Origin of the sequence: Corynebacterium freiburgense, assembly GCF_030408815.1 — a bacterium.
GTDB classification, from domain to species: domain Bacteria; phylum Actinomycetota; class Actinomycetes; order Mycobacteriales; family Mycobacteriaceae; genus Corynebacterium; species Corynebacterium freiburgense.
Genome location: NZ_CP047355.1, coordinates 566505 through 592840 on the forward strand (window position 1 = coordinate 566505; position 26336 = coordinate 592840).

Consider the following 26336-nt stretch of genomic DNA (forward strand, 5'->3'; position numbering starts at 1 on the left):
CACTACTGTTTCGCTTCTCGACGCCGCCCACAGCCTAGTACTCCGCAGCTGAGCGCAATGGCAGAATATCTATATTCCCTTCCTTTCCTGGTAGCCATTGCACCGCAAAAAACATCTCTGGATTATTTGTTGAATATACGGCGAACTCTTTATCTTCTTTTACTCCGTATTTTTCTGGCGGGCCGAAATACTCATCGGCTTCCTGCCGATTCTTAAATGCCACATCATTGTCCCGGTTAAAAGGCAAGACATGAGAAACCTTTGTCTGCAGCGGATCGGTATCGGTATTTTCCGCCAAAATAAACACTCCACTGGAATGCTTTACTCCATAAAAATTTCCCATAGTAACAATATGATCCCGATCCAATCCTTCCGGAAGCTCACCTAAGGTTGCGCCTATAGCAATATCTCCTCCTTGCTGCTCAGCCGGCACTTTTGGGTCGGGATTGCACCTGCACAATGTAATACTTGTGATTTCTTGTTGCTCAACAATGACTTTCCAGGAGTTTGTTGAACCTACTGGAAATAAGTACTCCGTTGTTCCATTGCCTAAATCTTTTTGTTGTACGGGATCACCCCAATATCCAATAGCCTTATCGATTGAATCCCCGATTACAATACCGTCAATTGTAGTTGCATTGTTTGGTTCAATGGCATGAAGTGTCTTATCTACAAAAATATAGTCGCTCTTTTTAAATGTCACCGTGCAGGTGCTTTCATCACAACGGAGGTCTGGAAAGTCCGGATTATTTTGCTGAATCTGATCAATGTGCTCGCCCAAATTAATCGAATTCATTCCATTGCCATTGAGAGCCTCATGTAAGGCTTCGTCCCGAAACGCATGTAACCGTCGTGTTAACTGCTCCTGGTTATCGGCTGTAACTGAAATTCCTCCAGTGGCTGCCGTAATGGAGGCCAGATGGTGGGCATCTTCCTTAAAGGTCACGGCGTCGATACGTACCTTTGGATGTGAGTGCGTAACCGCATTGGCGAGCGCCTCAAAATCCCCATCACAAGTATCAATGCCGTCCGAAAGCACAATCACATTCGCTGGAATATCTGGTGGTAATTGAGACACAGCCTTTTCAATTGCCTTTGCTAATGGCGTCCATCCACGAGGGGTAATACTTCCTATGGAATTATAGGCATTCGCCGGATCCTTAATTGGCTGAAGTGTTCGGACCAAACTCACATCTTCACAGCTTAAGCCTCTTTCTGCCGGGCTATCTCCAACGCTTTGTCCATATGCAACAATGCCTAACTCCGTCTTTGTAGGCAATGAATCAATAAGTGTGCGAGCGGCAGCCTTTGCCGCATTAACACGCAGCCCATTTGCATCATTAATTAGCATGCTTGATGAGGCATCAAACACCAGTACGGTAGGGGGCTCATTTTTAAATGCGGAACAACCGGGGAGGAGAAAAAGGACAGAGCACAGGGCAAAAACTGTGCGAAATGACATGGCAACCCCCAGAGAAGGATTCGCTGTGTGCAGTAGAAATGCTGCACATAGAATAGCAAGCGCGCTACCTAATTGGGAGTGGCTGAATTTCTGGGGGTGCCAACCGGGCTAGAATGACTTCTGAAGTGCTTCCTTTAAGGGGGTGGGGGTGAAATTAAATTCCCTGCGCAGCTCAGAATCATCCAGAATAAACGGCTCAGTAAACTGATACCGAATAGCAAATACTTCCCGCAATGTTGGAGAAAATAACGATAGTATCCACAACAACGCTTTTGCCAATTGCTTTACCTTTGCCTTGGCATTTAGGGAAGCGGCGATCTCACGCATTGACGCATCGCCTGACTTTGGCCCAACCCAAAACCTTCCCGAAAGCTCCGGCTGAGTGGCCAAAATAGCGAGGCACTGCCCAATGTCCGGAATATATGACCACGAGTGTGGTGCATTTGGGTCTCCTATAATTCGAGCGGTAGCCCCGTTTCGCACCGGCTTCATAAAGCGATCGCCCAAATGAGCATTGTTGCCAGCATTTGGGCCAAAATAATCACTTGCACGAAGCTCTGCTACTGCTATGCCATATTCTTTGGATGCCGCTTCAAGCATCTCCCAAAGTTGTGCCCTCACCTTTCCTTTAGTTTCTAAAGGTTGCTGCGGGGTTTGCTCCGACATTACTCCGGAGTTTGGCCCAAACGCATATAAGTTCCCTGCAAGAACGATTCGGCAACCAGTTTTTCGAGCAGCGACAATAGCAGAATCGATAATGGGTGGCCATTCAGTAGCCCACTTGTGATAGGTCGGATTTGTGCAAACCACCATTGCCTCGCAATCTGTGGCCGCTTTTGTAAGAGCGTCAGGGTCGGAGGCGTCGATCGTCAATGTAGTTGTGCCAGGTACTTTCGTTCCGGACCTAGTTCCAACCAAAACCGTGTGTCCAAGTTCGAGTAAAGCGGTGGCAGTAGCCTGGCCGAGGGGGCCTGCGCCAAGGATTAAAAACTGTGACATGATGACCCTTTCTGAAAGTGTGAACGGTGTTCTCTCTTTTATGATAGCGACCGCTAGGGCGATAAATCAAGAACAGTGTTCGCAAAATGTGTAAGAATGTTCCTATGTCTGTAAAGCCCCAAGGTGTTGGAAATCGAGCAAAAAATCGAGCGGCGACTGAACGGGCGATTATTGAAACTGCTGAACAGCATCTCGCTAAGTACGGGGCTGCTGGGCTCAGCCTGCGGAAAGTCGCCCGCGACGTTGGCATGGTTCCTTCCGCCTTGTATAGATACTTCAATGGCATCGACGAGCTCTATACCACACTTATTGTGCGGGCATTCGAAAGCCAGAACGCGGCTGCGGCTAAGGTTGCTGCAACACTTCCCACTTCTATGCGGTGGGAACAACAAGTGGACAATGCCCTTGAAATAGCAAAAGCAATACGCAATTGGGCTCACGCCCATCCACATTTTTACGCCTTGATCTACGGATCTCCGGTACCTGGCTACAAGGCGCCGGATATCACAATCGAGCCCGCTGCCGGGGTTGGGAAGATTTTGCTCCAACAGTTTTATGTAGAAAAAACAAACGGTGACCGGTTTCAGTGGGAAATCATGCTGGAGCAAAAAATACTGCCCGAACCGATCGTAGCGTTTTGGTCTGGAATGTATGGAATAATAAGCTTTGAGTTGTTTGGGCACCTCAAGGGCACAATAGAAGACACTGAAGGATTCTTTGAACGCAGTATCATGCGAGCACTCGAAGCTTTACGCAGAGAGCTTGAAGAACTGTAGTGAGAATATTTTGCGGCTAGTGGAGTGCTTTGGGTGCTGTCACGGATCCCAGTTCGGCGCGCCAAAATTGCACTAAGGCTGGTTGGGGTATTGAGAAGAATTTTGCTCAATATTGCCGGTGTTACTTAGGTTATAACCCGGTTTTTCGAATCATAAATTTTGGATGATCAAATGCGTGTAAAAATAAATCCAACCAACATTCCTGCCCCAGTGTGAACATAGCAAGCGATGCAGCTAAATACTTGAGGTTGTGTATCGCTGAACGATCGTTCGATGCTATGCATGGTGCGGCTGTGTGACGACGTAGCGTAATGCGTGACGTGCTGTAAGAGGTAAAATTCTTCAAATAAGGGGTGATTTTGGTACAAATTATGCAATATTTGCTCCAAAACGTTACTGTTGAGGCATGTTGCTTTCTGTTACTTTGGAGAACTATCGTTCATTTGCCGAGGAAGTAACACTAGATTTGCAACGGCGCACCTTTAGTACGTTGCGGCCTCGGTCAGGCGAGCGTTGGCAAGATTTAGTACTGCCTCGGGCTGCCATTTTCGGCCCTAATGCAGCGGGAAAATCAAATATGATTGCGCCGCTAGGATATCTGAAGGTGGCAGTTCTGTCGTCGTTGCGCAATCCAGATGCGGTCAAGAAACTATATGATCCTCATCGGCTCAAAAAGACAAGTGAGACAGTGTTCGATGTCGAATATGTTGCAGATGATATTCGATTTCGTTGGGTGCTGGTGTTAGATAAGGAAGGCGTAGTTACTGAAACGCTTGAAGCTAATGAGAAACGTTCTTGGCGAAGAGTTTTTCATCGCTCGCGTGATGCCATTATCTTTAATAAGAATATAGATATCTCCAAGGCAGTTCAAGATAACATCTCTGAGTTTTTGACGCCTTGGGCATTGACACTGTCTGCGTGGCTCACAGTCAAAACGCCTGGTCGCTTTGTTGGTGGCGCGCGGTGGTGGAGTGATTCATTATTGCCGATTGTCACGTGTAATGACGACGATCGTATTTTGCGACACGAGTGGGTCGTTGATATTGCTTCAAAGCACGGTGATTGGATGAAGCTACTTAAATTGGCATTGGTTACCGCCGATGTCGGTGTATCTGATGTGCGCGTTGTTGAAGAGAAACTTCCCGAGAGGATTAAAAGCGTACATTTCATATTGAATCGCGATGATGGCGGGGTTGAACTTCTAGAGGATCCGTCAAAGTTGGAGATCAAAGACCTTGAACAATATATGAAATATGTGGAGTTTTCTCACGGTCAAGGCGATGATGCTTTCAGTCTTGGTGAGTTGGATGAATCCCAAGGAACTCGCGTATGGATGGATATTGCAATTCCCGCGTATTGGGCCTTATATCGAGGCTCTGTGTTGGTAATTGATGAAATTGACAGTAGTCTGCATCCAGCGCTTGTGCGTGCACTTGTCGGTTACTTTGGAGAGCCTTCGGTAAATACACGTGGCGCGCAGCTTATTTTTAGTAGCCATGATATGACTTTGTTGGGTAAACATCCCGTGGAAGCTCTTGACCGCGAAGAAGTTTGGTTAGTGGAGAAACGTGGAGCTACATCAACTTTGGTAGCTCTTGACGAATTTTCTTTGCGGGAACCGCATAATATTGAAAAACGTTATTTCCAAGGAGCATTTGGGGCAGTGCCGATTATGTCCGAAAGTGGTTTGAGGATGGCGTTGGAGTCGATGCGTCAAGGGAGCGATGAAGTAAGTGGCAGCGAATCGGAATCGTCAGCGGCACAAACGACGTAAAGGAGCGCGGGGTTCGCGTAAGTCGAATCCAGCCTTGATGATTGTTGTTCAAGGCGAAGTGACTGAGGTGGAGTATTTTCGACGATTACGTGAAATGTGGAGAATTCCAAACTTGCAAATTGTCCCAATTCCTGAGTCTCCTGAGACCATGGTCAATTCCGCTCTTTCTAAAATTGAAAGGGATTCTCGCGCACCGTATGACGAAGTCTATTTTGTTGTTGACGTTGATGATTCCAGCACTCGACAGTTTGATGAAGCGTTTCGCTTAGCAAAGAAATTAACGTCAAAATCAACTAGTTATTGGTTCGTAGTATCAAACGAAAGTTTTGATACATGGCTGCTTGGTCATTTTGAGGACATACGTAAATGTAATTGGGGGCGGAAGCAGATTCAGGAACGATTGAAGAAAGGAGGACATTTAATTGGGTCAAATGGTAAGAGCTTGAGTCTATCCTTTCCATTTGTCCTTATAGATACGGCAAGCGAACAAGTAGATTTGTGTGATTACAATGAAATGGGAAAGACTTGCTCGACTGCTGTGCCGCACTTAGTAAAACGCCTTGCTGAACTGCGCACAATAAATTGAAAATATCTTAACTATTGATTACTTTAAAAGTTTTCCTAGGGATCCAAGTTGGCCAAGATCATTAAGGAAGCCGCCTGGTGGATAAAGAGTGGATTTCGTCGATTCTTCTACCGAGATATACTGCTGCCAGTGCGGTTGGAACAGTGCCAACGATGATTCCAGTCGTTCAAATGGTGAGGGTGCGGCGGCTAATGCTAGTACTCCAATTGGCTCTGTGAATTTAGCGAAGCAATTCGGAAGTACAAATCCGCAATTGCTGAAATAAAAACGTGGGGCACCAATTTTTTGGCGCCCCACTTTGAACATCTATTGAATATCACAACCGGCGGGTGTGAATTGTTTTAGCCGGAGATTGTGTTAAGCAGGTCGAAGATGCCGAGTTCCATGGAGATACCTGCTGGGATCCAGTATAGGTAGCTCAATACGATGTAGAGGAAGCTGGTAAACGCATTATTAATCTCGGCGCTAAGGTCTGCGGCTGCGGCGTTGGGGATTAGGATAGCTCCGGCGGTGAGGGCGGTCATGCCAGCGGTGAGGGCGCGACGTCGAAAATTAGCAAACATGAATTTACTCCAATGGGTCGGCGAATATGGCGAAACAGCTTATTTTTTTGAGGTTCCAATAACCTCAGTAATACTGATGTATTCTTGGGCTACTTATTTAATGCATCGTATAGGCATAAGAAAACATTACAGCCAAGGTGAAAAATATTTTGGTGAGCTTTTAGTTAACGTAAAAAGGCACCAAATTAGCTTGGTGCCTTTAGCTGAAGTTGGTTAAAAATTATCCGGGTAGTATGGCGCCCACTATTGCGCGGAGGACATCAGTAATACCGAGTTGTGTGGAGAGGGCAAGCGGAACTCCATAGAGTGGGTAAAGGATGTCCACAACATGGGAGAGTGCATTTAAAACAGGTGTATCTTTAACAAATTGATCGAAATCTCCGGCTGCTGCTTGTGGAATGAATGCAACGCTTATGCCAGTTGCTGCAGCTGCTGCTGTGAGGGCACGTCGGCGGAGTGTTTTGAACATAAGGTCCCTCCAAAAAGTAGGTGAATATGATGAAACAGTTCAAAATAAGGCGCCGGCTGCCTTAAAATACGCTTGTATTTTTGATCTGTTTAATTATCGTAGCGGTGCGATGGCGGAAAACGTTACAAGATCCCTAGTGAATTTTTCACTAAATTAGCGGCACCGCACCGCTCCAGAATTTAAAAATGGCATGCCTAAAAACACTGCCAGCCCAAAAGCCCCCAGGAACCCTCACACCCCGTCTAGTTCATTAGAAGGGTGGTGGGTCGTCGGGTTCTGGTTCGGGGATTTGTCTTCTTGTGTTTCTTTGTAGGTGAATATTGTGGTTGAAGTTATCAAAGGTGGTGCCAAATCTTCCCATGCCGTGGCGGCTTGGGGGCGCCAACTTTTGTGGGCTTTGTATTGTTTTTATGTCTAGTTTGCCGGTGATGCCCGCTAAGGGACCTTCGGGGAGTGTGGTTCCGAGGTTTTGGTGTTCGGGGCCAATGGCTGGAGTGTTGTCTTTCCAGCCAACGGCGCCATCAGCGGTCATTGTGGCAGAGATTTTACGGTCGGTTTTGAGGTTGTGGTGGGTGCGGCAGAGGCATTGGAGGTTACTGAGTGTGGTTGGTCCGCCGTCATTGTGGTTGATTACATGGTCTATGTCGCACTGGTTGGCTGGGGTGGTGCAGCCGGGGTAGCGGCAGTGGCCGTCACGTTGTTGTACTAGGATGCGCTGTTCTTGGCTGGGGTCGTGGCTTGCTCGTTGGTGGAGTGCAATGTCCAGGGCGTTGCGGTAGTTAATGGGGGTGTTGCTGAGGGTTTCTCGGTCGGCTTCGGAGAGTTGCCCGGTTTTGTAGAGGTGGGTGATGTGGAGTTGCGTGTTTGGTTGTTGTACACCGATGCCGAATATGGTGACTTTGGTAAGGGTTTTTTCGCCTTTTAGTAGTTGTGTAAAGGCGTCAAGTTTGCTGATGTTATTGGCGTTGGCAACGGCTTCGACATGTCGGTCGATTGCTTCAGCCGTAGGCTTATCGACGTCCGCGCCAACGGTCCAAAGTCCACAGGTGTAGGCGGGGCCATTCCAGTATTGTTGGCGGCCAGTGGTGTCAGGGTCTCCAATGATTCGGTAGGTGCGGAGTTCTTCTTCGATACAGGCAGCCAGTGCGTTTGGGGTGGGGAGGTGTTGGTGCCTACGGATCGGCGTGAGTTTTTGAATAATGGCGGATTCAATAGCTTTAGCTACGTGTGACTCTGGGATTTTGGGGAGGTCTTGAAGTGCACGTTCCATTGCGGAGATCATTGGCACGCTGACAATGCCTTGCTCAAAAACATATGGGATCAGGCGAGGGAGTTGAAATCCTAGGCGGTAGATAAAACCAAGGATTCGTTTGTGTACGGTTTCACTTACGGTGGGATCGTCGGCAGCGAGTTGGGCCCCGAGTTTCATAATGTCGGCGTACTGAAAATTCGCTGTTTGCACGTGGTAGCGGTAAAATTCACACGTTTCAATATTGAGCGCAATACGCCGGGCGCCAGCGAGATTATCTGGTGCCTGTATGTGGAAAAATCCAACGCCCATTGTATTGCCCTGCCCGATTCCAAGAATTTCTTTCACCACTTATTCTACCCGATTCGCAGGTATGATACAAGTGTAAAATCGCAGGTCAATCGGTGTTTTAATTGGGTGGGGCGGGGTTCTGTGCGTAAGGTATTTGGCAGCATTGGGGGCGCTGGGCGTCGTAACGCAAGCGGTGCGGCAAAAAGTGATGTTTACCCAGGTGGGGGCGTCAAAATGCGTTTTGGGAAACCCCTTATTTGGGGGTGCTTCTCGACGCCGCGGCACGCCTGGGCAATGTGGTTCGCAACAACAATAGATGAATTGGGGGAATGCAAACTTTCTTAGAGTGAAAGGTTTTCCAATAAATTAAAAATGCCTAATTCCATGGAAATACCGGCAGGAATCCAGAAAACAGTATTCAAGAGGTCCCAAAGAAAGCCTGCAACGGAATCATTAATAGTCTTGCTGAGGTCTTGTGCTGCTGCACTAGGGATGAGGGCAGCGCCCATAGCGGCTGCAGTAGCTCCTGCAACAGTTGCGCGGCGGGTGAATTTACCAAACATTACGATGCTTCCAAAGTGGAAGGTTGAAAAAGGAATAGAGTTGCTTTTGAGCTACTCAGTTTATGTATCGATGCCCTGTTGGAAGATATTACAGAATTACAGAAAGATTTTTAGTTGTATTTTGCTGCAATTCATTCAGAATAAATTTGGTTTGTAAAGCCCAAATAAGGGGGCCGCCAATTTGTTTGGCGACCCCCTATCTGTTCTTTAGCTGGGGATTGCGGCAAGGATGCCATTAATAAAATCAAAAATGCCGAGGTTTGAGGAGAGGGTCAGTGGACCAGCGGAAAGTGAGTAGAGCATTTCGAAAGTGCTTAAAAGCGAGCCTATACCGGGTGCTGATTTTAAGGTGTCATAATCGCCTGCAGCTGCTTGTGGGATAAAGACCGTACTAGCAATGATGGCAGTGGAGGTTGCCGCTAAGATGCGACGACGGGATACTTTGAACATGGTATTCCTTCGATTGAGAATATTTATTGAGTCTTAATGACGAAAAAGCGGGGTATTGGTGTTGTGTAAACCAATGCCCCGCCGAATACTGGTAGCTTACGTCAGAGCGGAAGTGACTTCAGCACATCCATTCAGATGTGAAGCTATCAAGCACGTGTATAACTTTCACGTCAAGTTCGCTTGTCGGGTTCTAGTGATTAAAACCCGAGTGAGGTAAGGATTTCATTTACGTGGAAGACCGATGAGAAGTATGCAGGGATCCACGCAAAGTTCCACCAAAACTCAATTAAGGAACCGGCGTACTTGGAGCTTAGATCGCTTACAAGGTCATCGGCGGCAGTGGAGGGGACGAACAATGCGCCTGCAGCTGCTGCTGAAATGCCTGCTGTGGCGATACGGCGAGTCAATTTGCTGGACATGGTTTCCTCCATTTCAAATACGAGATGAGAATTTGCACTTTGAAAACTAAAGTGCTTCGTTCGCGATCGTACTTGAATTTTTTAATTTGTCTATGGCATTTATTGGTATTTACTGACTAAAACTAGTTCGAGCAGACGAAACGATGAGACAAAAAACTCCTCCGAACAAGGAACGGAGGAGTTTTTACGGCTGCTGGTTGCTTCTAGTAGAAGCTCACATTCCGGAATGAGGCGGGGTTGTACGAGGAGTTCGCACGGAGGCGATCATCGTAGCTGCCCCACATATTGCGTTCGCGCTCTTCTTCTTGTGCCTGGGCATTGGATGCCATAGTGGCAAAGAGCACAGTGAGTGCCGCTACCTGGGTGTCGTCAGGATTACCGTTGACAATGGTCAGGAAGGGTTTTTTCACTTCACTGGTAGTGGTGTCCTCGGACATTGAGTGCCTTTCGGTTTACAGCGGGATATTGCCGTGCTTCTTAGCCGGAACCTGAACAACTTTGCGGTCGAGGAGGCGGAGGCCTTCAATGATTTGACCGCGGGTTTCAGACGGTGGGATTACCGCGTCAACATAGCCGCGTTCTGCAGCCATATATGGGTTGACAAGGGTATCTTCATATTCCCGCTCGTATGCTTTCATGACCTGCATAACGTCTTTGCCTTCTGCGGCCGCAGCTTTGATTTCCTTGCGGTAAATAAAGCCGACGGCACCGGCAGCGCCCATAACGGCGATCTGGGCGGTTGGCCATGCGAGCACGATATCTGCACCCATTTCTTTGCCGCCCATAACGCAGTATGCGCCGCCGTAGGATTTACGAGTAATCACAGTGATCTTGCCAACGGTTGCTTCGCAGTATGCATAGAGGAGTTTTGCACCGCGGCGGATAATACCGTTGTATTCTTCGTTGGTGCCAGGTAGGAAGCCGGGGACGTCAACAAATTCAATAATTGGGATATTGAATGCGTCACAGGTGCGCACGAAGCGGGCAGCCTTTTCTGAAGCTTTGATGTCCAAGCAGCCAGCGAATTGCATTGGCTGGTTGGCTACGATACCGACAGAGCGTCCTTCTACCCGGCCAAAACCAATCAGGATGTTTTCGGCGTAACCTTCTTGGATTTCAAAGAATTCACCATCATCGACAATGCGGGTGATGACGTCCTTCATATCGTATGGCTGGTTCGGGGAGTCTGGAATTAACGTATCCAACTCGAGGTCAGAGTCGTTAATGTTTTCTTGGATGGAACCAACCATAATGTCGGCTTCGGCACGTGGTGTTTCGGCGCGGTTGTTTTGTGGCAGATAGGAAACCAGCTCTCGTACCCAATCGAGGGCGTCGGCATCATCAGATGCGGTGTAGTGCGATGTACCTGAGGTAGACATGTGGGTGTGAGCGCCACCGAGTTCTTCCTGAGTGACCTCTTCACCGGTAACGGTCTTAATAACGTCCGGACCGGTAATAAACATCTTGGAGGTCTTGTCCACCATAATGATGAAGTCGGTGAGAGCTGGGGAGTACACGTGGCCACCAGCACAAGCACCCATAATGAGGGAGATCTGCGGGATCACACCAGATGCTTGGGTATTGCGGAAGAAGATCTTGGAATAGAGGCCGAGGGAAACAACACCCTCTTGGATACGGGCACCAGCACCTTCATTAATGCCAATCAATGGCACACCAGTCTTAATGGCCATATCCATGACCTTGACGATCTTTTCGCCATAAACTTCGCCAAGTGCACCACCGAAGATGGCACCGTCCTGGGAGAAGACGCAAACTTTGCGGCCATCAATGGTGCCATAGCCTGTGACTACACCGTCGGTTACAGGGCGTTTTGCGTCCAATCCGAAGTTCTTGGAGCGGTGACGTGCAAGAGCATCAATTTCTACGAACGAACCTTCGTCTAGAAGGTATTCGATGCGCTCGCGCGCGGTCTTCTTACCGGCCGCATGGGACTTTTCCACAGCGGCTTGGCCCATTGGGGCTTGGGTCTCAGCAAGGCGGGCGCGTAAGTCAGCCAGCTTGCCGGCGGTAGTGGTGAGGTCAGGCGCTTCAGCGCCGGTGTTGGCAGCAGTCATGGCAATCAGTGTAAGTCCTATTTCGCTGTTTTTTGCCAGTGTGGGAAAACAACTGTGATCTTGAGTGGTATTTCCCACATATTTGGGGGTAACCGCTCAAGATCACATGAGAATTTCGGGGGGATATCCGGGGGGTGGCTTATAGCGGGATATTGCCGTGCTTACGTGCTGGGCGAGGGACATTCTTATCGCGCAATAGACGTAAATTGCGTGCAATCTGACCGCGAGTTTCGGACGGTACGATCACGGCGTCGATAAGACCCCGCTCGGCAGCGAGATATGGCGTCAGCATATAGTCTTCATACTCGCGTTCGAATGATTTAGTAAGTTCTACAACGTCTACACCGCGCTCTGCGGCGTCGGCAATCTCGCGGCGGTAGAGGAAACCAACGGCGCCAGCAGCGCCCATAACAGCGATCTGTGCGGTCGGCCATGCGAGGTTAACATCAGCACCAAGGCCCTTAGACCCCATGACGCAGTAGGCGCCACCATATGCCTTACGGAGGGTCACGGTAATTTTCGGTACGGTAGCCTCACCGTAGGCGTACAACAGTTTGGCGCCACGGCGGAGAATGCCGTCATATTCCTGGCCGGAGCCTGGGAGGAAACCGGGAACATCTACCAACATCACAATAGGAATATTGAATGCATCGCAGGTGCGTACAAATCGGGCGGCTTTTTCGGAAGCATCAATATCAAGGCAGCCAGCAAAATGCATTGGTTGGTTTGCTACAAAACCAACAGATTGACCTTCTACGCGGCCAAATGCAATAACAACATTGGGGGCGCGGTCTTCTTGGATTTCTAGGTAGGTGCCGTCGTCAGTAATGCTCTCAATAACTTCGCGGATATCGTAAGGAATCGTGGGGGAATCCGGAATAATATGGTCCAGTTTTAGATCATCTGGAGTCATATTTTCTTCAATGGTGCCTTCTTCACGATCATATGGTTCTAAAGGTGCCTGGAGGCGGTTATTAGAAGGCAAGAAGGATACTAAATCTTGCACCCAATCAAGTGCTTCCTCATCGCTGGATGCGGTGAAGTGAGAGTTACCCGCTTTCTCCATATGAACGCTCGCGCCGCCGAGCTCTTCCTGGGTGATATCTTCGCTGGTTACGGTCTTAATAACATCTGGGCCGGTAACAAACATTTTGGACGTTTGATCGACCATTACTACAAAGTCAGTGAGTGCGGGGGAATAAGCATTACCGCCAGCGCAAGAACCCATAATCACCGAAATCTGTGGGACCACACCGGAAGCATTAATATTGTGGTAGAAAGTTTGCGCAATAAGGTCTAGGGATACCGCGCCATCTTGAATACGGGCACCCGCACCTTCATAAAGGCCGATCAGTGGTCGGCCAGTTGCTACGGCGAGTTCCATAATCTTAATCATTTTCTCGCCGTACACCTCGCCAAGGGCGCCGCCAAATACGGTGCCATCTTGTGAGAAAACACAAACCTCACGGCCGTCAATAGTGCCCCAACCAGTAATAATGCCGTCGGTGGTTGGGCGGCGCTTTTGCATCCCAAATGCATGGGTGCGGTGGCGGGTGAGTTGATCAGTCTCCATAAAGGAGCCTTCGTCAAGAAGGTAATCAAGGCGTTCCCGGGCAGTAAGACGACCAGCATTATGGACTTTTTCCACTGGGCGGTGGCCAACCGGATACTGCGCCTCGGCGCGCCGTGCCTTAAGATCGGCGATCTTATCGGCGGTAGTCATGGGCGCGATCTCGATCAAACGTGAGGAAATGGTCATGTTTTGGAATAGTAGACCATAGAAGTGTTTGTTTCCACTACAAAAGCCACGTGATTTGTGACACGTTGCAAGATTTGGTGTGATGCAAATCAACTTTTTGTATGAATGAGCAGCGGAAATGCTGAGAAATGCAAAGTTTTTAGATCCAAAACACCCGAAAAAAATAAGTGGCAACTCAGCTAAAGTGGCGCTTATGACAGACCGCACACCGATCGATATAGCCAAACTTCAGGCAAATATTGGCGCAAACTACCACGGCATTGTGTATACCGAACAAACCGGATCTACCAATGCTGACCTAGTAGCCGCAGCTCATAAGGGTGCGCCGGCGTGGACCGCTCATATTACGGAGTATCAAAGTGCGGGCCGTGGCCGACACGGCAGGGTTTGGACTGCGCCGCCAGGAAGTCAAATAATTCTATCTATTTTAATTCGTCCACCTGGGCAAACGCTGCAAAGGCTTGGCACTATGCCCTTGATTACTGGGCTCGCTATTCTCGACGCCCTGCCTATCCCGGCCAAACTGAAATGGCCGAATGATGTGCTTGTTCACGGCCGAAAACTCTGTGGGATTCTTGGGGAGGCAGTCTCATTAGGGGACGAGCCAGCACTTGTGCTCGGGCTCGGACTCAATGTTTCTTTAACAGAGGCGGAACTGCCTGTGCCTCACGCTATTTCTCTGGATATTGCGTATCCTGATAAGGATTTTGATCGTACGAAACTTGCTGGGGATATATTGCTTGCATTGCAAACGAGGTTGCGGCAATGGATGGCCGACACACCTACGCTTATGGCAGATTATCGGAAAGTTTGTTCGTCAATCGGGAAGCAAGTAAAGGTGCTGCTTCCAGAAGAAAAAACCCTTATTGGTACCGCCGTAGACGTAGCTGATGACGGAAGGCTGGTGGTCGTCGATACGCAGGGAGAACGCCATATACTTGCGGCCGGAGATGTCACCCACTTGAGGCTGCAATGACCTATATTGATGTCACCGCACCGCTGCGAGCTATGACCCGGCATGTTATAGAGACCTTGGCTATTACGGCGATATTTTGGATTGCTGTGGGCTATCTTGACCGAGACGTTTATGCTTGGCGCAACCTTGTTGTGCTCGCTTGGTTTTTATGTGTACTTTGGCGTTTTGTATTGCCCTTGGTGCGGCAACGCCGACGTCGATTTACCGTTACTGACACTGAAATCCGTGTGCGAAACGATGGTTTATTTTCTCGCACAACAACCATTCCTCTGCAGGCAGTGCGGGGTGCTGGGCGGTATCGAAACACGATTACATTGCACACTCAGGCAGGTGCCGTACACGTTCCGGGAGTGCCAAAAGCGAAAAGAATTGCGGAGACTATAAACCAGCTCGCCTATAGTTAACCGAGTGAGTAACCACCCCTCTGATTCCCATCCTTCTGGAATGCCCATCATTACCGTGATTGGGGATGGGCAGCTTGCCCGCATGATGCATACCGAGGCCATCGAACTTGGCCAATCTATTCGACTTCTTGCGGAAACCCCCGATACCTCAGCTGCCCAAGTCATCCACAATATTGTGCTTGGCGACTACCGCAACCTCGATGATCTCCGAGCTGCAGCCGCCGGCGCTAGTGTAGTCACCTTTGACCACGAACACGTTCCAACCGAACACTTGCATCAGTTGGTTTCGGAAGGTGTGAATGTGCAACCCGGCCCTCGAGCCTTGGTGTTTGCCCAAGACAAGCTTTATATGAGGCAGCGTTTAGCGGAGATCGGCGCTCCCGTTCCTAAATTTGCAGATATACAAACGCAGGCTGATGCCATTGAATTCTGGACTGCCGCAGATGGGCAAGTGTGTTTGAAAGCCAGACGGGGTGGCTATGACGGTAAAGGTGTATGGTTCCCGGCTGATCGTAATGAATTACAGACCCTAGTGGAAACGCTACTCAGCCAAGACATTCCCCTTATGGCGGAACAAAAAATGCCGCTTATCCGCGAGCTTTCCGCATTGGTTGCCCGCACCCCATCTGGCGCAATGAAAACCTGGCCAGTAGCCCAATCTGTGCAACGCAATGGTATTTGTGTGGAAGCAATTGCCCCCGCACCGAATTGCAAATTTGCCGATAGCGCAACCAGCCTTGCTTGCCATATCGCACAATCTCTTGATGTTACTGGTGTGATGGCGGTAGAGCTTTTTGAAACCGCAGACGGTATTTGGGTCAATGAATTAGCTATGCGGCCGCATAATACTGGGCATTGGACGCAAAATGGTTGCGTTACTAGTCAGTTCGAACAGCATTTACGTGCAATTTTAGACCTTCCACTAGGGTCCACGCGCTGCCTGGGTGAACATACTGTTATGGCGAATGTTTTAGGTGGGGAAGAAGACCCCGATATGCCTATGTTCGAACGCGTATTTAATGTTTGGGCGCGGTTTGCGGACGCTAAGGTGCACCTTTACGGCAAAGATTGGCGCCCTGGACGTAAAATTGGTCACATTACCATCTGCTCCGACGAACCCCTCCAAGCTTTACGACGCCGCGCCGAACTCGCCGCCCACTACCTCGTACATGCAACTTGGGCCGACGGTTACCTACCAGAAAAGGACTGAAATGACACCAGACATAGGCATTATTATGGGCTCCGATTCGGATTGGCCAACAGTAGAACCAGCCGCCGAAATCCTTGCCGAATTCAATGTGCCTTTTGAAGTAGGAGTTGTGTCTGCACACCGCACGCCTGACCGTATGCTGAGCTATGCACGAGAAGCGCATACTCGAGGCTTGAAGTGCATTATTGCCTGTGCTGGTGGGGCAGCACACCTGCCAGGTATGGTGGCTGCAGCAACCCCGCTGCCCGTGATTGGTATTCCTCGGGCCTTGAGTGAACTCGATGGTATGGATTCGCTCCTTTCCATTGTGCAAATGCCGGGAGGCGTACCGGTGGCTACAGTTTCCATTGGTGGTGCTAAAAACGCTGGTTTGCTGGCAGTACGCATCCTCAGTGCCGGGCAGCCGGAGCTTATAGAAAAAATGGTGGCTTACCAAGAGCGAATGCGTGATGAAGTTTTGCGCAAAGACCAAGCACTTCGTGACCGACTTATGGGCAAATGAATACACCCGTAGTTATTCTCGGTTGCCGCCCGGGCCCCGCACTCGACCGCAGGTTGGAAGCGGCATTGCCGCATATCCATGGAAACGTTGTAGTGACAGGATTCGGTGAAGCCCCGTATATGCGGGACTGGCTACTCGCCCGAGGAATACCGGATGAAGCAATCATTTTGGAGGAACATGCCACCTCCACAAATGAAAATCTTGAGCGAGTACACGGACTCCTTGGTGCCAATGGTTGGTTAGTAGTGACCAATACCTACCACAAGCCACGAGTAAAACTTTGGGCTTGGCATCACAATATTCCTATGCGAGTTATCGGTGCGCCGACACCTCGAAATGTGCTTGCAAAACACTTATTACGCGAAGCATTCGCCTTTATACACTCTATTGCGCGTGTGATCTGGAGAAGGTGGAAAACGTATCAGCGAGGATCCAATTATAAATTTTGGTAGTTTGCACGTCGTAATGCTTCACCCATAATAGATTCAGCGGCGAGGAATGCCGCATAGTCACTAGGGTCATGTTCGGAAAGCGGGATTGTATCAATAACGACAGGACAGTCACCGTTTGCAGGTATGACTACATTTTCTTTGCCAACAATATCCGGTAGGGTCCGGGCATTTTCAAACATTTCACGGCTGGGATTTGTTATTGCATCGGTGCGCAAGATTTCTTCACGAGAAAGAAACTTGCCATAGATACGTGGTTGTTTAGAAACCACAACTGGCAAATCCGGGTTTGCTGGAAACTCTTCAACAACAAACTCCTGATCAGTAACCATATTTTCTGGGAAAAAATTCTGAAGCACTCTTTGCTTGTGATACAGACGATCAATATAGGCATTTCGCTGTTCGGGAAACATATGCAACGTGCGATGATGAATTTTCCGAACGGCGTTTTCGCCATCAGCTATCACAACAGAGTGATAGCCCAACCCTACAACTTCAAACCCGTGTTTTCTATAGGAGCGCGTAACAAAATTAAAAAGTGTTGTCGGAATACGCCTCTGTGCGAAAAGGGCGGCCTGTGCGCCAAACAAATGGAAATTAGTTCGATTTTGTTCAGCTAGTAAAAAGTGTTCCCTAAGGAATTCGTTTGCGCCTACCGTGATGCTGTCATATAGGATTCGGCGGGTTTCTGCGAGCAACTTCATGTTTAATTCCGCGGTGCTTTTGTATTGGAGTACCTATTGTTGAATGCTTTCCTTTATGTGAAATTACTCGAATGTAAATAAGATCGCAAGGATAATCTGCAAGTGTCGCTTGTGATGCTCACATTTTTGTGACAGGAAAGTGGAGATAATCTCGCGCTGAAGTGCGGCAATGCAAAGGCGGTCCTTTTTTAGAGGTGAGTTCAATTTTTACCATTTTGATACTTTGATTGAATGGTGTGGGTTTTATTTAGGCAAGGCTCACCTATTAAAACCTTGCTTAAATTGTGGACTATTGAAGTAGTGCGCACACCGATTTGTGGGTGGTTAATTATGTTCTTGATTTAGATTTGGATCGATATTCCCAAATGGCACTGGTGAATAGTAAAATGGCGACGATCATTCCAATAGCTGCGCCAAAAAGAGCGGTGGAGGTAAAAGTGCCAAGCATTAATATAAATAACAATACGGCCGCAGCAATTCGAGTGGGATAGTGATTGATTACCAAAAATCCCATAATGATAAGGGCAAATCCGGCGACAAGGAACCATAATGCGGCCCTCTCTGCTGGTGTGTCTGCACTTTTCCACCACCCTTGATAGATCATTTGCAGAAGGGGATGCCAATTGGTGCTAAAACTATGTGCAATCCCCATTATTATGAGTAGGAAGCCAGTCCAAGTGCGTAGATTCTTCATCACTTTCCTTCCATGCGGCAAAATGTGTTGGCAATAATTTCGTGCATGTTGAGTTGGTTTTATCTTTAAATTAGTAAGTTGCTTACTATATAAGTAAAGATGAAATGTAGGAGCTTTGCTAAAGATTACCCAAATTTAGGGTAGAAATGAATTTGCTTCCAAAAGTTATACTGACTGCTGTTGGTTTCCCGAGCGGGTTGGTTGCTTTTCCGGAGTTTCTGGGTGGTTCGGCTGACTTGCGAAGGGTACTGGCTGGTTTCCTGGGCGCGGGTTGGGCTTTCCCGGGTGTGGGCTGGTTTCCCGAGCCTTCGGGCCGCTTTCCCTGCGGTTTGATAGGCTCACCCTATCAAACTGGTGATGTTTTCATCTCTACTGTCGCAGATTCCATAAAATCGGCTGAAAAAATGGAATTTGTGACAGCAACCAATCTTGCGCACAATCGTTGACCTGGGGTTTGTCGCAGATTCCATAAAAACAGTGAAAAAAATGGAATCTGTGACAGGTTCCCTACCTATCGTGTCACAAATTCCATAAAATCCGCCGAAAAAATGGAATCTGTGACAACACGCCCAACCAGCACCCAAGAAGGACCGGCCAGTACCCCAAAAGACAGAGCGCCTCTCGGCCGGCAGCCCCAACCAGACCAACCAGCCTCCAAAAAGACCACTCAGCCCTAATCAAATCCCAGGTCATCGGACGCGCACAATAAAACCACAAGCACACAGCCAAACCACCGGCCAAAACCAAGCCACAAACCCCATAAACCACCCCAAGGCGCCCAGCAAGCAAATAACAGTACATAGAATCCCAGCGAGTTAGCTTAGCTTCCTTGGTGCAGCTCCCTGAGCGTAACAAGCGAATGAACTTGTTTATTTCCGCAAAAATTTTCAGGCTGGAGCCAACGCTGAAACACCGGTTCAAGAAGAGTCCATTCAATATCGGTAATGGAGTACCATGCGGTGTCGCGGCTTCGTCCGCTATAGACCATTGCGTTACGGAACGTTCCTTCATATTGGAAGCCAAGGCGTTGGGCGGTACGCCGCGAGGGAAGATTGAGTGAGTCGCATTTCCATTCGTATCGCCGGTAGCCGAGGGTATTGAATACGTATTTCATGGCAAGGAATTGTGCTTCTGTGGAAATTCTTGATCCTTGCATAGCTGGAGAAAAAGTCACATTTCCAACTTCGATGGAACCATTGTCTGGGTCGATGCGCATAAGCGCAAGTGTTCCCAAAGGGCGCTGGGTGTCACTATCAAGAACGGCGTAGGTAATGGCATGTTCATTGGTAATGGCAGCCTCTACCCAGGTTTCGTATTCGGCGAGAGTTTTGAATGGTCCATGCCGTAAATAGGTCCACATACTATCGTCGTTTGCTTGACTGTAGGCCCGAAAAAGGTCTGCAGCATGAGTGCGCTCAAGTGGTGCGAGTGAGCAATAGGAACCAGCTAGAGTGACTCGCTGGGGAATAGAAGCCGGAGTCCAGTGTGGCAGAGCTGCCCCTATTGGCTGTCCAAATTTATTTACGCGTTCGATCATTATTTCTATGTATGAGCCAATGCTGCGTGTGCTTCGCGGTCGATACGGCCAAAGTTGTAGTAGGCGGCGCAGGCACCTTCGGGTGAAACCATGCAGGTACCAATAGGTGTTGCTGGTGTGCAAGCGGTGCCGAACACACGACATTGCCATGGTTTAATGCGGCCAGTGAGTACCGATCCGCATTCACAGGCTTTCGGGTCGGGGATGCGATTTCCGGGAACTTCAAAAATGCGTTCGGCATCCCATTTGGCGTATTCCGGTGCGATGCCAAGCCCGGAATTATCAAGCCAACCAAGTCCACGCCACTCAAAGGTTTCGCGGGTTTGGAAGACGCGGGACATAAGGGCTAGGGCACCAGGGTTGCCTTTTGTACGAACAACGCGAGCGTACTGGTTTCCTACCTCGGCGCGGCCGTCGATAAATTGTTGCAGGAGCATATCAACCGCTTGCAAAATATCCAGGGGTTCGAAACCAGCGATAACTACCGGGCGGCCAAATTCGTGGGGGAGAAATTCGAATGTTTGGGTGCCAACAATAGTGGCTACGTGGCCGGGGCCGATAAAACCATGAACTTCCGTTTCGCCGTTATCTACAAGTGAGCGTAGGGGTGGTTCGATAGTCACATGGTTGGAAAATACAGAGAAGTTTGGGACTTGTTCGCGGCGGGCGGTTTCTAATGTAACTGCCGTAGATGGAGCCGTAGTTTCAAACCCAACGGCGAAAAACACCACGTGCTTATCCGGGTTTTCCTTCGCAAGTTTGAGCGCATCGAGGGGGGAGTAAACAAAACGGACATCGGCACCACGAGCACGCGAGCCAAGCAGGGAATCATGAGAGCCTGGGACGCGCATCATATCGCCAAATGTGGTGAGTATTACATTGTCTTGTTCGGCTAACCAGAGAGCATCATCCACGCGGCCCATTGGAATGACGCAGACTGGACATCCAGGACCGTGCACAAGATTGATCGATTCGGGGAGTAAATTTTCTAGTCCGTAGCGGTAAATCGTGTGGGTGTGGCCTCCGCAGATTTCCATAAGGTTGAGGGGGCGGCCTACCCGTTCCGCGTCGATAGTAATGCGCTTTAATAGGGCTTTTGCGGCGTCGGGGTCGCGGAACTCATCAACATATTTCATGGGGCTGCGGTCCTAACCAATATCAGATGATGTAAACGATTCCAGCTCGTCTTCGAAGGTATCTCCGCCGAGTTGTTTAATTTGCTGGAGAGTAATTTGCGCTTCGGTCTCGTCGATTTTGCTTAAAGCGAAGCCGACGTGCACAAGCACCCAATCGCCTAGAGCAAGGTCTTCGCCGATCAAAAGTTCGGTAGAAATCATTCTGGAAACGCCGCTAATACTGACTTTTGCCCGTGAATCATCCTGAATTTCAACCACTTGTGCGGGTACGCCTAAGCACATAATGCTCCTCCTTTAACCACACCTCACAGTACCAGCGGGGCTACCATTGAGCTGAACATACTTTGGCAAGGAGAACCATGGACCCGAAAAACCGGCTTAATGAGGATGAACGTCGCGTCAACCTCAATATTTCGCGCGTACGTTCACGTAAGGCTCGGCTCAATGAAAGTCACGTGACGCTTGCACATGGTGCAGGGGGCAAGGCTTCAGCCGCTCTTATTGAGGCTGTGTTTTATAGCGCCTACGATAATCCGGTCTTAAACCAACAGGGCGATTCCGCAGTAATTCCCCTTGCGGAACTTGTACAAGCTCACGGTAGTTCGCTTGCATTTTCTACAGACTCCTATGTTGTGAGCCCTATTATCTTCCCAGGCGGCAACATTGGTGAATTGGCAATTAATGGCACGGTCAATGACCTTGCTGTAGCTGGTGCCCAACCAAAACTCATTTCCGTCGGTTTTATCCTTGAAGAGGGGCTCGCCATTACGGAATTGCGGGAAATTGTGCAATCAATGCGTGAGGCTGCCGAAAAGGCTGGTGTGCACATCGTTGCTGGGGATACCAAAGTTGTTCCAAAAGGTGCAGGTGACAAGGTGTATATCAATACCTCAGGCATAGGGGTTATCCCGCCTGGGCGCTTTTCGACGCCTATCCAGCCCGGCGACCGCATTATCGTTTCCGGCCCTATTGCGGATCACGGTATGGCCGTTATGCTTGCTCGCGGAGACTTGGCAATTAGCGCTCCAATTGAATCCGACACCCAATCAGTACACGGAATGACTGAAGCTCTATTTGCGAATTGCAACCCACGTTGGATGCGTGATGCCACCCGTGGCGGGCTAGCAACAGTAATGAATGAACTTGCGAAAGTCACTGGGTTCGGCGTGGCACTTGAAGATGTACAAATTCCGGTGCGGGATATGACACGGGCTGCCTGTGACATGCTTGGAATTGACCCACTCTATGTGGCAAATGAAGGAACCTTTGTGGCGGTAGTGCCGGAGGCGGACGTCGAAAACGCTCTAAGTGTTTTGCCGGAAGGAAAAGTAATAGGAACTGTGGTCGAAGAACCTGCTGCGGCGGTTGTTTTGAAAACAGGATTTGGTGGCACCCGCATGGTGGACATGTTGGTGGGTGACCCATTGCCACGGATTTGTTAGCTGTAAAGGCATTTGAGGGCTATTTGAATACATTTTGAATTCCTTTGTGTTGTTCTGGTACGGCTTTAATTTCTTTGAATGCGTTTGCTCTTTTCAAACGCGAAATCTGGATTAAATTTGACCTTGTCGCAAACAAATTACTCAAAGGCGACAAGGCGCTAGTACTACTATTTTGGAAGGACTATTCAAATGGCTGATTATGAATTTGATTTCGCAGAAGGTGACGCAACAGACGGAATTGATACGCAGTGGAAGTCAAAGTCTCTTTGCACTCCAGGCTGCATTACAGGAATTCTGCAGACCTGCGCAATTCAATCTTTCACCTGTGAGGTGCATGTTTCGCGCTAATATAGAAACTCGGCAAAAGAGCCCCCTGCCATAGGATTAATGGCAGGGGGCTCTTTTCGTGTGCTTTAGGGTAATGAATATGGGCATAAAGTATATTGTGTTCTACGTAGGTCTACACTGTTATCTACTTATGGATAATTCTGTGAAAAACTCTTGATTGAATTTGCCTGAATTTATAAAGTCAATTGTGATCGATTGAGATCGCTGTGCTAACCATCGTAAGGTTTTTGCAGAAGGGAATAATGGTGCTCACCATTACATTGACAGGCAATCCAAGCGTAAACGGTAAGACAATAAGTAATATAAAGGCGCTAGAATTGGCGTACTTGTTTTCTGAAAATAATGGCAAGATTTCCAAGAAAACAATCTTGACCAAGCTTTACAATAACTTCTGTTCTAAAAATGCCCTATGGTACCCCGTAAAGGGGTGTACTTTAATGGGGGTTGATATTGAATACAATGCTGAAAACCGTGAGTACGTTACTAACTCGGAGATTGCAAGTGACCTCGGCAAGGTTTTAACCAGTTTGGAAGATGGGAATATTGCAAAGGCGCTATTTTACTTGCGCGGCCCAATCCTTCCCGGTTGCCAAGATTGGTTTGCGGACAATATGCGTACTGTTTTGCAGCAATCACTGGTCGAGTTAGTCGAGGCCATGGAACCAACTCAGCGAAAAATAATTGTAGAAAACTTAAAAAATCGGGGAGTGCCACTGTGAAAAGTCAACTTGTTTCCAAAGCTACCGGAATTCGGTCAGCCTCGGTACGTTGGGAAGAATATTTAGAATTCCTACATGCTGAGGGAAACTACGAAAAATTACGGTTGGCATACAGCAACCCGACAATTCGAACTACGTTAAAAGCATTTCATCCAATTATTGATCGGAATATCCAGGCGATTTTCCAAGGAGAGTTGCTCATTAGCTCGAAAAAGGGGCGCAAAACGTTACGCCACGTGATTACATTAATGGCGCGATCCGCAACCCGGGCAACACCTTCACGGTTATTAGGGCGCGTGGGAAATATACATGAGGCATCAAAGCTCTCGGAGGGAATCGGGCGGAATATTCATATTGTTCTGCACAATGAAATGGAAATTGGTTGCGTGGAACCAATCGTTCCTCATCGGGAAGAATTTGATACGCCCATTGAGGTCCGGTGGAACCCGTGTGTTATTGATGTGGGGGCTCGGTACTATGTGACGGCTCCAAGACACAGCGAGGACCCATTTGGATCAGTTGGGAAAAATAAACTTTTAAATCGAATTGCAGATTTAACCAAGCAAGCGATGCCATGGGGGCAATTAGTCCAAACATTGATGGTGGAGTTTCAAGCTCCTAGCCCGGAACCCGTGGAAAAAGCACTAACTAGTTTGTTGCACAAGGAGTTTCTGCTCTCTTCATCCAGCTTGGGATATGCGGCACGCTGCAAGAAGCAGTTGGTTTCCACAAAAACTAGTACCAGTTGTATCAACGAACTAACCTCTCAATGGGTTATTGAGAATCAAACGTCTGATTTTGAGGTACGACGTGATGCCACTGTGCATATTGACGAATATGCATTGACCAACTTAGAGCGGTGTTACTCATTATTGATCGAGTATGGGCTGGTGGATACTGCAGATCAAGGTGTCGCACAAAAGTTCGCCGAGCTTATCCATGAACGTTATGGGTTTAGCCGGATTTGTCTTACAGACCTTATACATCCGGCGTTTGGATTTTCCTACCAAGGTGTGATCGATGCATTCACCGCAACAAGGGATACCTCACCTGACGAAAAGAAGGTTGAACTTTGCGGCTGGGCGGCGGCACACAAACAACAATGGATTGACCTGAACCAAAAAGAGATTCGGGATCTTTTACGAATCCACAACGCTACAACTAAAGGGCGATATTCCACGGAGTTGACGTCGTTTGCGGTGCCAGTAGTACCGCAACTTTCAGGTACGCCCGACAATAAACCACTATTAATTGCCTGCGATGGCACTGTTGCTCTTCCTGGACCAACGTTAACCACGCGATATCGGTTGCTTTCCGACGCCCCGCCCTCAGCGGCTCAAGCTGTGCCCGGTGCCGTAAATGCGGGGATTGATTGGATGGGGCCAAAGGCCAATGTGAATGCGATCCGAGAGTCGTCTCACTCTCTTGATTACAACGTAAATGTCAATGGGTTTTCTACAAACAATAAGGAACTTCTTTGTAAAGACCTGTACCTCTGGTCTGATGGCGATCGGATTTATTGTGAAACGCAGGACGGGACAAGGCTTCGATTTGAGCCTTCGTGCATGGCTTCCATCCAGTTATATCCAGATTGGGTCCGATTACTTTACCTGGCTACAACCGTGGATTGGCCAATAATGGCATGGAGCTGGAAAGCATTGGAACAATATCACGATGTACTACCTGGTGTTCGCTATGACAATGTTATTTTGGAACGTCCAAAATACCGTTTTCGCGGTAACGAAATTGCCGCTGACTTTAATCAGTGGTGCGATGGTCTTTCGATCTCAGAGTGGGTTCGGCTTGGAAGTCATGACCGAAAAGTACTCGTAAACCGAAGGCTAATTCAAGATAGCGCAGCATTGATATACTTGCTTCGATCTGGTGGAAATTGGGTAGAAGATGCGTCTGTAGAACAAGGCTCGCCATTGAGCGTAGATCATGAGGGGAAGCGGATTCATAGTGAGCTAGTTGTGACATTCCAGTGCCCGCAGAACGCGCAAGAACAAACGTATGCTTCCCGACCAAAGTTTGCTGACGTGTTCAACTTTGGGTGCGAGCAGATTATCCCGGCAACGAGTACCTGGGTAAATATTGAATTAGTGCCGCGCGGAAATGCGGTCGCACCGCTAATTCCACTCTTGCAAAAACTGCCCAAACCGTATTACTTCGTACGCTATCGCACACAGAGTGGAAAGCCTTGTCTGCGTTTGCGAATGACTCGTGATGATCTCATGCAGATTGAGACCCGAGCTTCTATAGAAACACTTGTGTGGGACGGGTGGGTTGCTGAAGTCAAAGAGCAGCAACACCGACTTGAAATTGAACGTTACGGAGGTGAAAAAGCATTTGCTGCGTTCACGGAATTGTTTATCGTTGAATCCGCGTTTGTAAGCTCAATTGCGAATCAACAACTTCTTGAACCTCTTAGCCTTGAAGAACGCTCGTTTTTTCTTTTTCAATGGCTCAAATTAAGTCCAATAGATATCAAGAAAGCCGTTGTGCAACGCGGTTTTCGTAAGGGAAGTAGTGTCAAAAGGCAACTGCGAATACCAGACTCATACTCGGAATCTCTAGCGAAGAATGGCGCGGAAATCGACGAATTCTTTGCCGAAGTTCAGCGGCAAATGGAGATAATTTCGCAGCATGTGGGGGAAAGCCTTGAACCTTGGGCAGTAGCTGCGCATTTGTTCTGTAACCGGCTGGGTATTTCCAGTGATGAGGAAAAACTTGTGTGGAAAGCAATCGGGCAAAAAACCAGCACATTGGAAAGAGTGTAA

The 26336-nt window shown here is 48.5% G+C and carries 31 protein-coding genes; 14 read left to right on the forward strand and 17 right to left on the reverse strand.

The window, feature by feature from the left end; all coding sequences use genetic code 11:
- Window positions 1-34: 34 nt before the first annotated feature.
- Window positions 35-1462 (reverse strand): vWA domain-containing protein, encoded by a 1428-nt coding sequence (locus CFREI_RS02550; protein ID WP_051255958.1) that lies wholly within the window; start codon window positions 1460-1462, stop codon window positions 35-37.
- Window positions 1463-1570: 108 nt separating this feature from the next.
- The gene (locus CFREI_RS02555) at window positions 1571-2461 is read right to left on the reverse strand and encodes an NAD-dependent epimerase/dehydratase family protein (RefSeq protein ID WP_027012823.1); all 891 of its coding nucleotides are present in this window, start codon (window positions 2459-2461) and stop codon (window positions 1571-1573) included.
- A gap of 104 nt (window positions 2462-2565) precedes the next feature.
- Here CFREI_RS02555 and CFREI_RS02560 point away from each other — a divergent pair, with 104 nt between their 5' ends.
- The 3 genes from CFREI_RS02560 to CFREI_RS02570 all read left to right on the forward strand — a co-directional run bounded on the left by CFREI_RS02560 (window position 2566) and on the right by CFREI_RS02570 (window position 5597).
- Entirely contained in the window at window positions 2566-3237 is a 672-nt protein-coding gene (locus CFREI_RS02560; RefSeq protein WP_027012824.1) for a TetR/AcrR family transcriptional regulator, read from the forward strand.
- Window positions 3238-3643: 406 nt separating this feature from the next.
- Complete coding sequence (locus CFREI_RS02565; protein WP_027012825.1) at window positions 3644-5011, forward strand: AAA family ATPase; 1368 nt, start codon at window positions 3644-3646, stop codon at window positions 5009-5011.
- Window positions 4971-5597: an RloB family protein gene (locus tag CFREI_RS02570; RefSeq protein ID WP_156907761.1), complete on the forward strand. Its 627-nt coding sequence runs from the start codon at window positions 4971-4973 to the stop codon at window positions 5595-5597. Before CFREI_RS02565 ends, CFREI_RS02570 begins: the two co-directional genes overlap by 41 nt.
- 18 nt (window positions 5598-5615) lie before the next feature.
- Here CFREI_RS02570 and CFREI_RS02575 read toward each other — a convergent pair whose 3' ends face one another.
- Together CFREI_RS02575 and CFREI_RS02580 are read right to left on the reverse strand one after the other, a co-directional pair.
- Complete coding sequence (locus tag CFREI_RS02575; protein ID WP_156907762.1) at window positions 5616-5903, reverse strand: hypothetical protein; 288 nt, start codon at window positions 5901-5903, stop codon at window positions 5616-5618.
- Window positions 5904-5938: 35 nt separating this feature from the next.
- Window positions 5939-6160 carry a hypothetical protein gene (locus tag CFREI_RS02580; RefSeq protein WP_027012828.1) on the reverse strand — a complete coding sequence of 74 codons (222 nt, stop codon included), beginning with the start codon at window positions 6158-6160 and terminating at the stop codon, window positions 5939-5941.
- Here CFREI_RS02580 and CFREI_RS02585 point away from each other — a divergent pair.
- Window positions 6159-6377, forward strand: coding sequence for a hypothetical protein (locus CFREI_RS02585; RefSeq protein ID WP_027012829.1), 219 nt, complete (start codon window positions 6159-6161; stop codon window positions 6375-6377). The two genes, CFREI_RS02580 and CFREI_RS02585, sit on opposite strands and share 2 nt — an antisense overlap.
- Window positions 6378-6380: 3 nt before the next feature.
- Here CFREI_RS02585 and CFREI_RS02590 read toward each other — a convergent pair whose 3' ends face one another.
- The 8 genes from CFREI_RS02590 to CFREI_RS02625 all read right to left on the reverse strand — a co-directional run bounded on the left by CFREI_RS02590 (window position 6381) and on the right by CFREI_RS02625 (window position 13435).
- A complete protein-coding gene (locus CFREI_RS02590; protein WP_027012830.1) occupies window positions 6381-6629 on the reverse strand; it encodes a hypothetical protein in 249 nt (82 codons plus the stop codon).
- Window positions 6630-6879: 250 nt separating this feature from the next.
- Window positions 6880-8226, reverse strand: a complete 1347-nt coding sequence (locus CFREI_RS02595) for an HNH endonuclease signature motif containing protein (protein WP_156907763.1) — start codon at window positions 8224-8226, stop codon at window positions 6880-6882.
- Window positions 8227-8510: 284 nt separating this feature from the next.
- Window positions 8511-8732 carry a hypothetical protein gene (locus CFREI_RS02600; protein ID WP_027012833.1) on the reverse strand — a complete coding sequence of 74 codons (222 nt, stop codon included), beginning with the start codon at window positions 8730-8732 and terminating at the stop codon, window positions 8511-8513.
- Window positions 8733-8939: 207 nt separating this feature from the next.
- Entirely contained in the window at window positions 8940-9182 is a 243-nt protein-coding gene (locus CFREI_RS02605; protein ID WP_027012834.1) for a hypothetical protein, read from the reverse strand.
- Between the two features lie 197 nt (window positions 9183-9379).
- Complete coding sequence (locus CFREI_RS02610) at window positions 9380-9601, reverse strand: hypothetical protein (RefSeq protein WP_027012835.1); 222 nt, start codon at window positions 9599-9601, stop codon at window positions 9380-9382.
- 203 nt (window positions 9602-9804) lie between these two features.
- On the reverse strand, window positions 9805-10038 hold the full coding sequence (locus CFREI_RS02615) for an acyl-CoA carboxylase subunit epsilon (RefSeq protein ID WP_027012836.1): 234 nt from the start codon (window positions 10036-10038) through the stop codon (window positions 9805-9807).
- A 15-nt stretch (window positions 10039-10053) separates the two neighbouring features.
- The gene (locus CFREI_RS02620; RefSeq protein WP_035112064.1) at window positions 10054-11676 is read right to left on the reverse strand and encodes an acyl-CoA carboxylase subunit beta; all 1623 of its coding nucleotides are present in this window, start codon (window positions 11674-11676) and stop codon (window positions 10054-10056) included.
- A gap of 139 nt (window positions 11677-11815) precedes the next feature.
- Window positions 11816-13435 (reverse strand): acyl-CoA carboxylase subunit beta, encoded by a 1620-nt coding sequence (locus CFREI_RS02625; RefSeq protein ID WP_027012838.1) that lies wholly within the window; start codon window positions 13433-13435, stop codon window positions 11816-11818.
- Window positions 13436-13628: 193 nt separating this feature from the next.
- On the opposite strand from CFREI_RS02625, the gene CFREI_RS02630 reads away from it, so the two are divergent.
- Genes CFREI_RS02630 through CFREI_RS02650 form a run of 5 tightly spaced genes read left to right on the forward strand, consistent with a single transcriptional unit; the run spans window position 13629 to window position 16979 of the window.
- Window positions 13629-14411, forward strand: a complete 783-nt coding sequence (locus tag CFREI_RS02630) for a biotin--[acetyl-CoA-carboxylase] ligase (protein WP_027012839.1) — start codon at window positions 13629-13631, stop codon at window positions 14409-14411.
- Window positions 14408-14815, forward strand: coding sequence for a hypothetical protein (locus CFREI_RS02635; RefSeq protein WP_027012840.1), 408 nt, complete (start codon window positions 14408-14410; stop codon window positions 14813-14815). Before CFREI_RS02630 ends, CFREI_RS02635 begins: the two co-directional genes overlap by 4 nt.
- A gap of 40 nt (window positions 14816-14855) precedes the next feature.
- On the forward strand, window positions 14856-16025 hold the full coding sequence (locus CFREI_RS02640) for a 5-(carboxyamino)imidazole ribonucleotide synthase (protein WP_027012841.1): 1170 nt from the start codon (window positions 14856-14858) through the stop codon (window positions 16023-16025).
- Between the two features lies 1 nt (window position 16026).
- Window positions 16027-16527, forward strand: coding sequence for a 5-(carboxyamino)imidazole ribonucleotide mutase (gene purE / locus CFREI_RS02645; protein WP_027012842.1), 501 nt, complete (start codon window positions 16027-16029; stop codon window positions 16525-16527).
- The gene (locus CFREI_RS02650) at window positions 16524-16979 is read left to right on the forward strand and encodes a YdcF family protein (RefSeq protein WP_035112065.1); all 456 of its coding nucleotides are present in this window, start codon (window positions 16524-16526) and stop codon (window positions 16977-16979) included. The genes purE and CFREI_RS02650 overlap by 4 nt, the downstream gene beginning before the upstream one ends.
- Here the strand turns inward: CFREI_RS02650 and CFREI_RS02655 are convergent.
- A complete protein-coding gene (locus tag CFREI_RS02655) occupies window positions 16964-17680 on the reverse strand; it encodes a hypothetical protein (RefSeq protein ID WP_027012843.1) in 717 nt (238 codons plus the stop codon). The two genes, CFREI_RS02650 and CFREI_RS02655, sit on opposite strands and share 16 nt — an antisense overlap.
- A 328-nt stretch (window positions 17681-18008) precedes the next feature.
- A complete protein-coding gene (locus tag CFREI_RS02660) occupies window positions 18009-18374 on the reverse strand; it encodes a DUF6463 family protein (RefSeq protein WP_027012844.1) in 366 nt (121 codons plus the stop codon).
- 146 nt (window positions 18375-18520) lie between these two features.
- On the opposite strand from CFREI_RS02660, the gene CFREI_RS02665 reads away from it, so the two are divergent.
- Window positions 18521-18820 carry a hypothetical protein gene (locus CFREI_RS02665; RefSeq protein WP_027012845.1) on the forward strand — a complete coding sequence of 100 codons (300 nt, stop codon included), beginning with the start codon at window positions 18521-18523 and terminating at the stop codon, window positions 18818-18820.
- A 374-nt stretch (window positions 18821-19194) separates the two neighbouring features.
- Here the strand turns inward: CFREI_RS02665 and CFREI_RS02670 are convergent, their stop codons facing one another.
- Genes CFREI_RS02670 through CFREI_RS02680 form a run of 3 tightly spaced genes read right to left on the reverse strand, consistent with a single transcriptional unit; the run spans window position 19195 to window position 21329 of the window.
- Window positions 19195-19911 carry a GNAT family N-acetyltransferase gene (locus tag CFREI_RS02670; protein WP_035111974.1) on the reverse strand — a complete coding sequence of 239 codons (717 nt, stop codon included), beginning with the start codon at window positions 19909-19911 and terminating at the stop codon, window positions 19195-19197.
- A gap of 5 nt (window positions 19912-19916) precedes the next feature.
- Window positions 19917-21047 (reverse strand): hydrogenase formation protein HypD, encoded by a 1131-nt coding sequence (gene hypD, locus CFREI_RS02675; protein WP_027012459.1) that lies wholly within the window; start codon window positions 21045-21047, stop codon window positions 19917-19919.
- A gap of 12 nt (window positions 21048-21059) precedes the next feature.
- Complete coding sequence (locus CFREI_RS02680) at window positions 21060-21329, reverse strand: HypC/HybG/HupF family hydrogenase formation chaperone (RefSeq protein ID WP_027012460.1); 270 nt, start codon at window positions 21327-21329, stop codon at window positions 21060-21062.
- A gap of 77 nt (window positions 21330-21406) precedes the next feature.
- Here CFREI_RS02680 and hypE point away from each other — a divergent pair, with 77 nt between their 5' ends.
- The 4 genes from hypE to CFREI_RS02700 all read left to right on the forward strand — a co-directional run bounded on the left by hypE (window position 21407) and on the right by CFREI_RS02700 (window position 26336).
- Window positions 21407-22489, forward strand: a complete 1083-nt coding sequence (hypE, locus tag CFREI_RS02685) for a hydrogenase expression/formation protein HypE (protein WP_027012461.1) — start codon at window positions 21407-21409, stop codon at window positions 22487-22489.
- 189 nt (window positions 22490-22678) lie between these two features.
- Window positions 22679-22837 (forward strand): gallidermin/nisin family lantibiotic, encoded by a 159-nt coding sequence (locus tag CFREI_RS02690; RefSeq protein ID WP_084170724.1) that lies wholly within the window; start codon window positions 22679-22681, stop codon window positions 22835-22837.
- 242 nt (window positions 22838-23079) lie between these two features.
- Window positions 23080-23556 (forward strand): hypothetical protein, encoded by a 477-nt coding sequence (locus CFREI_RS02695; protein ID WP_027012462.1) that lies wholly within the window; start codon window positions 23080-23082, stop codon window positions 23554-23556.
- Window positions 23553-26336 carry a lantibiotic dehydratase gene (locus tag CFREI_RS02700; protein WP_027012463.1) on the forward strand — a complete coding sequence of 928 codons (2784 nt, stop codon included), beginning with the start codon at window positions 23553-23555 and terminating at the stop codon, window positions 26334-26336. The genes CFREI_RS02695 and CFREI_RS02700 overlap by 4 nt, the downstream gene beginning before the upstream one ends.

What these genes read in the sequence shown, in the direction of transcription:
- CFREI_RS02550 (WP_051255958.1), bottom strand. Translation starts at nt 1,462, where the DNA reads ATGTCATTTCGCACAGTTTTTGCCCTGTGCTCTGTCCTTTTTCTCCTC.
- CFREI_RS02555 (WP_027012823.1), bottom strand. Translation starts at nt 2,461, where the DNA reads ATGTCACAGTTTTTAATCCTTGGCGCAGGCCCCCTCGGCCAGGCTACT.
- CFREI_RS02560 (WP_027012824.1), top strand. Translation starts at nt 2,566, where the DNA reads ATGTCTGTAAAGCCCCAAGGTGTTGGAAATCGAGCAAAAAATCGAGCG.
- CFREI_RS02565 (WP_027012825.1), top strand. Translation starts at nt 3,644, where the DNA reads ATGTTGCTTTCTGTTACTTTGGAGAACTATCGTTCATTTGCCGAGGAA.
- CFREI_RS02575 (WP_156907762.1), bottom strand. Translation starts at nt 5,903, where the DNA reads ATGTTCAAAGTGGGGCGCCAAAAAATTGGTGCCCCACGTTTTTATTTC.
- CFREI_RS02585 (WP_027012829.1), top strand. Translation starts at nt 6,159, where the DNA reads ATGAATTTACTCCAATGGGTCGGCGAATATGGCGAAACAGCTTATTTT.
- CFREI_RS02580 (WP_027012828.1), bottom strand. Translation starts at nt 6,160, where the DNA reads ATGTTTGCTAATTTTCGACGTCGCGCCCTCACCGCTGGCATGACCGCC.
- CFREI_RS02590 (WP_027012830.1), bottom strand. Translation starts at nt 6,629, where the DNA reads ATGTTCAAAACACTCCGCCGACGTGCCCTCACAGCAGCAGCTGCAGCA.
- CFREI_RS02600 (WP_027012833.1), bottom strand. Translation starts at nt 8,732, where the DNA reads ATGTTTGGTAAATTCACCCGCCGCGCAACTGTTGCAGGAGCTACTGCA.
- CFREI_RS02605 (WP_027012834.1), bottom strand. Translation starts at nt 9,182, where the DNA reads ATGTTCAAAGTATCCCGTCGTCGCATCTTAGCGGCAACCTCCACTGCC.
- CFREI_RS02610 (WP_027012835.1), bottom strand. Translation starts at nt 9,601, where the DNA reads ATGTCCAGCAAATTGACTCGCCGTATCGCCACAGCAGGCATTTCAGCA.
- CFREI_RS02615 (WP_027012836.1), bottom strand. Translation starts at nt 10,038, where the DNA reads ATGTCCGAGGACACCACTACCAGTGAAGTGAAAAAACCCTTCCTGACC.
- CFREI_RS02620 (WP_035112064.1), bottom strand. Translation starts at nt 11,676, where the DNA reads ATGACTGCTGCCAACACCGGCGCTGAAGCGCCTGACCTCACCACTACC.
- CFREI_RS02625 (WP_027012838.1), bottom strand. Translation starts at nt 13,435, where the DNA reads ATGACCATTTCCTCACGTTTGATCGAGATCGCGCCCATGACTACCGCC.
- CFREI_RS02630 (WP_027012839.1), top strand. Translation starts at nt 13,629, where the DNA reads ATGACAGACCGCACACCGATCGATATAGCCAAACTTCAGGCAAATATT.
- CFREI_RS02635 (WP_027012840.1), top strand. Translation starts at nt 14,408, where the DNA reads ATGACCTATATTGATGTCACCGCACCGCTGCGAGCTATGACCCGGCAT.
- CFREI_RS02640 (WP_027012841.1), top strand. Translation starts at nt 14,856, where the DNA reads ATGCCCATCATTACCGTGATTGGGGATGGGCAGCTTGCCCGCATGATG.
- purE (WP_027012842.1), top strand. Translation starts at nt 16,027, where the DNA reads ATGACACCAGACATAGGCATTATTATGGGCTCCGATTCGGATTGGCCA.
- CFREI_RS02650 (WP_035112065.1), top strand. Translation starts at nt 16,524, where the DNA reads ATGAATACACCCGTAGTTATTCTCGGTTGCCGCCCGGGCCCCGCACTC.
- CFREI_RS02655 (WP_027012843.1), bottom strand. Translation starts at nt 17,680, where the DNA reads ATGAAGTTGCTCGCAGAAACCCGCCGAATCCTATATGACAGCATCACG.
- CFREI_RS02660 (WP_027012844.1), bottom strand. Translation starts at nt 18,374, where the DNA reads ATGAAGAATCTACGCACTTGGACTGGCTTCCTACTCATAATAATGGGG.
- CFREI_RS02665 (WP_027012845.1), top strand. Translation starts at nt 18,521, where the DNA reads ATGAATTTGCTTCCAAAAGTTATACTGACTGCTGTTGGTTTCCCGAGC.
- CFREI_RS02670 (WP_035111974.1), bottom strand. Translation starts at nt 19,911, where the DNA reads ATGATCGAACGCGTAAATAAATTTGGACAGCCAATAGGGGCAGCTCTG.
- hypD (WP_027012459.1), bottom strand. Translation starts at nt 21,047, where the DNA reads ATGAAATATGTTGATGAGTTCCGCGACCCCGACGCCGCAAAAGCCCTA.
- CFREI_RS02680 (WP_027012460.1), bottom strand. Translation starts at nt 21,329, where the DNA reads ATGTGCTTAGGCGTACCCGCACAAGTGGTTGAAATTCAGGATGATTCA.
- hypE (WP_027012461.1), top strand. Translation starts at nt 21,407, where the DNA reads ATGGACCCGAAAAACCGGCTTAATGAGGATGAACGTCGCGTCAACCTC.
- CFREI_RS02690 (WP_084170724.1), top strand. Translation starts at nt 22,679, where the DNA reads ATGGCTGATTATGAATTTGATTTCGCAGAAGGTGACGCAACAGACGGA.
- CFREI_RS02695 (WP_027012462.1), top strand. Translation starts at nt 23,080, where the DNA reads ATGGTGCTCACCATTACATTGACAGGCAATCCAAGCGTAAACGGTAAG.